The 3,703-nt window shown below is 72.9% G+C and carries 3 protein-coding genes and 2 pseudogenes; all 5 read right to left on the bottom strand.

Annotation, left to right across the window (positions count from 1 at the left end; genetic code table 11):
- Positions 1 to 1,159: pseudogene (locus ABFX54_RS56200) on the bottom strand (hypothetical protein); the annotation flags it as partial.
- A 68-nt stretch (positions 1,160 to 1,227) separates the two neighbouring features.
- Complete coding sequence (locus ABFX54_RS56195; RefSeq protein ID WP_346115539.1) at positions 1,228 to 1,623, bottom strand: (deoxy)nucleoside triphosphate pyrophosphohydrolase; 396 nt, start codon at positions 1,621 to 1,623, stop codon at positions 1,228 to 1,230.
- A 28-nt stretch (positions 1,624 to 1,651) separates the two neighbouring features.
- The gene (locus ABFX54_RS56190; protein WP_346115538.1) at positions 1,652 to 2,743 is read right to left on the bottom strand and encodes a C40 family peptidase; all 1,092 of its coding nucleotides are present in this window, start codon (positions 2,741 to 2,743) and stop codon (positions 1,652 to 1,654) included.
- The gene (locus tag ABFX54_RS56185) at positions 2,740 to 3,366 is read right to left on the bottom strand and encodes a hypothetical protein (RefSeq protein WP_346115537.1); all 627 of its coding nucleotides are present in this window, start codon (positions 3,364 to 3,366) and stop codon (positions 2,740 to 2,742) included. Before ABFX54_RS56185 ends, ABFX54_RS56190 begins: the two co-directional genes overlap by 4 nt.
- Before the next feature lie 3 nt (positions 3,367 to 3,369).
- A pseudogene (locus tag ABFX54_RS56180) lies at positions 3,370 to 3,703 on the bottom strand (hypothetical protein); the annotation flags it as partial.

Genomic DNA, 3,703 nt, shown 5'->3' with positions numbered 1-3,703 from the left:
GCCCCCCCCCCCCCCCCGCCGCCGGGGCCGGGCACCCCGCGAGCACGCCGCTCGCGGGAGGGGTCGCGCCCGCCGCGGAACCCGCGCCGACCGCGGGGCCGCTTGCACCCGCCGCAGGAGTCGCACCAGCCGCCCTACCGGCCCTCGCCGTCCGGCCGCCCCTCGCCGTCCGGTCGGCCCTCGCCGTCCGGTCGGCCCTCGCCGCGCTTCCCGCGCCCTCCGCCCTTGCCGTCGCTCGTGCGCTCGGCGTGGCTCCTGAGCTCGGTCTCGTTCCCGTGATGGGGGACGCGCTGACGGCCGGGGCGGCGCCTGCCACAGCCGGGGGCCGGGTCGGGGTCGGCGAGGCAAGCGGGCTCGTGCCGGCCCGCTGGTCGAGGCCGTCGCGCTTGGGCGGCGGGAGGCGGTGGGCCTGGCCGCTGAACGTCGCCCGCTCCCCCGTGATGCGAGTCCCCCCGACCTGTACGGCGGCGCTCCTGCTCAAGATCGTCGGCCCGTCGCCGTTCCCCCGCAACCTGGCCACCGCGGCGAGCACCACCTCCCACGCACCGGCGGGCGCCTTGACCGTGACGTCCACGGCCCGCTCACCGGCGACCTTCCCCAACCGGCACACCCCCGCCCCCTGCGGAACGACCCCCGGCACCGCCGGATCGCCCACGACCCGCAACGCCCGCCTGGCCAACCGCCCAGCCGCTCCGCCCCGTTCACCGCCGCCCACCACCTCGGCCGAAGCCGAGCCCTGCCCGGCGAGCCCGGCCGAAGCCGAGCCCTGCCCAATGAGCCCAGGCACGGCCGGGCCCTGTCCGATGAGCCCAGGAGCAGCCGTTCCGGCGGGCCCGGCCACAGCCTGGCCGACGAGACCGGCCGGGGTCGCGGCGCCGAGGCTTTCGGCACCCGCCGTAGGACGCGGGTCCAGCAGGGGCGGGCACGAGACCTCGGTCAGGGCCGTCGCCGGGCTGGCCGCGACCGCCACCCTGGCCCCCCTGGCCATGCCGTTGAGCCGGACCCTGAAACGCTGCACGTCCCCGGTCCTGACCTGCCTGCCGACCTCGCCGCCTTCGTGCACCCGCTCCAGCACCAGCGACACCCCGGTCGCCGCCACAGGCACAGAGGGCACCGCCACCAGCGTCAGCACCCCGGCGACGCCCCATCCACGCCGCATCGCGCCCCATCTCCCCACTGTGACACAAAATAACTCCTAGTAATCATTCTGTCACAGAGAGGGATGTCCTAATCACGCGGGAGGAGACTCTCCACCGTCTTCATGATCGGCAGGTCCGCGCCCAGCCATTCGACCTCGTAGTACTCCCCCGGCCCGAGCCAGCGCAGCGCCAGGTGTTCCCTGGCCTCCGGCGTCCCCGAGGTCAGCGAGCAGAGCCAGACGCGCATGATGTACCCCTCCGCCAAGGGCCAGTCGCCGCCCACGCGCGCGCCCACGGCGACCTCGACGCCGAGTTCCTCCCTGCACTCCCTGACGAGCGCGACCTCCTCGCTCTCGCCGGGGTCCACCTTCCCGCCGGGGAACTCCCAGCCGCCGGCCAGCGCGGCGGGCTCGGCGCGCTGCGCGGCCAGCACCCGGCCGCCGGGCCCGACGATCACCGCGGCCACGACCACGATCACGCTCATGCGGACGGCGTCCGCAACAGAAAGATCCTCATAGGGTGCGATTCTGCAGCTTCTTCAGCTGTTCCTGCACCGCGGGGTTCTGCAGCGGGCGGGTGAAGCCCACGCGGGTGTCGCGCGCCTGGTAGCTCGTGACCTTGATGGGGCCGCACAACCGGCACCGCGCCTCCAGCATCTTGCCCTTCGACACGACGAGCCCCACGTGGCCGGGGTTGTTCGCGGACGTGCCGGGGCCGGCGTTGAAGAACACGAGGTCGCCGGGTTCTTCCTCGCCTTCTAACACCTTCACGCCGAACGGCCACTGCCCGAACGTGGTGCGCGGGATCGTCAGCCCGGCCGCCTTGTAGGCCGCGTAGATGACCCCCGAGCAGTCGAAGGAGTCGGGCCCGGTGCCGCCCCACAGGTACGGCTTGCCGCGCTGCGCCAGCGCGTACTGCAGGATCTTGGCCACGATGTCGCTGGGCGCGGCCTCGACCAGCGGCTCGTCGCACTCCTCCGACGCCTGCGGCGGCACCTTGACCGCGCCGGACTTGGCGTACTTCCTGGCGATCTCCTCGACCTGGTCGACGTACCACCAGGCCCGGTTGTAGACGAACAGCGCCCGCCGCACGTTCTCGGGGGCGCCGTTGCGCTTGAGCATCTTGGCCGCGCCGAGGATGGCGTCGGCGGGGTTGTAGACGTCGCCGACGCCGTCACCGTCGCCGTCGGAGGCGTAGCCGTTGAACGTCGACGACATCGCGACCCTGGCCTTGCCGCCCCACGTCGAGATGAGGAACTGCATCGGCCCGGCCGCGCCGGCGGAGTTGGTGCCGCTCTTGACGCCGGGCAGGGAGGAGCGGCCGTGGTCGGTCTCTCGTTTGCCCACGGCGGCCAGGATGTTCCACTGGACGCCGATCCGCTTGCCGTAGTCCTTGTACAGCTCCAGGTACTCGGCCGGGATGTCGGACGAGGCGGAGTCGGAGGCCTCCTCCACCTGCGCCGTGTCGTCGCAGTCGACGGAGGCGCTGTCGCTCAGGAACGACGGCATCGACATCAGCAGCAGCGGTGAGACGATGACCGCCACCAGGAGCAGCATGCCGGCCAGGCCGATGATCAGGGCCAGCCGGGTCTTGGAGAGTTTCACCAGGGGGGATCTCCGTCCTGGCCGTCGGCGGCGGGCAGGATGTCATAGACCCGCCAGTCGGCTCCCGACTGGCTCACCGTCACCGCGAACTCCTCGCTGACCAGCTTGTTGCCGCTGGTGGCTGTGACCTGCCTGTTCGCGGTGACCACGAAGACGATGGAGCTCTTGTCGACCTGCCTGATCTCCTTGAGCGCGGCCGTGGCCGTGGAGACGATCTGGTCGTTCTTGTTCGCCTCGACGGTGCCGGCCGAGGTCATCGTCCTGGTCAGGGTGTCGCCGAGCTCGGCCGTGGTGTACGCCTTGAGCCGGCCCGCGTAGGCCGCGGGGTCCTCGTCGAAGCGGAAGGTGCCGTAGGCGGCGGTGAACCGGGTGGCCAGGTCGGCCGCCGCCGCCAGTTGCTCCTTCTTCATCGGCAGGTACGCGTACACGTCGAACGGCGCGGCGCTCGCGGTGGCCAGCGGCGTGCTGGACGCCACGGCGGAGCTGGTGGCCCTGGCCGCCTCCGGCCGGGCCGGGGGCTCCTCGGAGGAGTCGGGCCACATCGTCAGGTAGATGCCGACCGCCGCGATGACCACGACGATGGCGGCGAAGGCCACCCCCCGCCTGTCACCTGCCTGCACCATGTTCTAGTCCTTGTCGGGGTTGTTCGGCTTGAGCCAGAAGGGCACGTCGGGGCTGTCGCCTCCGGAGCCGCCGCCGTTGCCGCTGCTGCGCAGCCAGAGCGGGGGCGCCTCGGAGGAGCGCGACGACGACTCGCCCGAGCCGAAGATCCGGGGCCCCGGCGACGTCCCGCCGCCTGAGCGGGAGCCGTTGCCCGACCGCGAGCCGTTGCGCGACCCGCCGCCGAACAGCCCGCCGCCGCCCGACCCGCCGGACCCGCCTGAACCGCCTGAACCGCCGAAGAGGCCGCCGCCATCGCCTGCGAGCCGAAGCTGCTGATCGCCGACGAGCCGACCACGG

Source organism: Nonomuraea maheshkhaliensis, from assembly GCF_039529435.1.
GTDB lineage: Bacteria > Actinomycetota > Actinomycetes > Streptosporangiales > Streptosporangiaceae > Nonomuraea > Nonomuraea maheshkhaliensis.
The sequence above is the reverse complement of the archived record's forward strand: the minus strand, read 5'-3'. Positions and strand labels throughout refer to the sequence as shown.

Coding starts and splice junctions, on each gene's coding strand:
- ABFX54_RS56195 (WP_346115539.1), bottom strand. CDS start 1,623: ATGAGCGTGATCGTGGTCGTGGCCGCGGTGATCGTCGGGCCCGGCGGC.
- ABFX54_RS56185 (WP_346115537.1), bottom strand. CDS start 3,366: ATGGTGCAGGCAGGTGACAGGCGGGGGGTGGCCTTCGCCGCCATCGTC.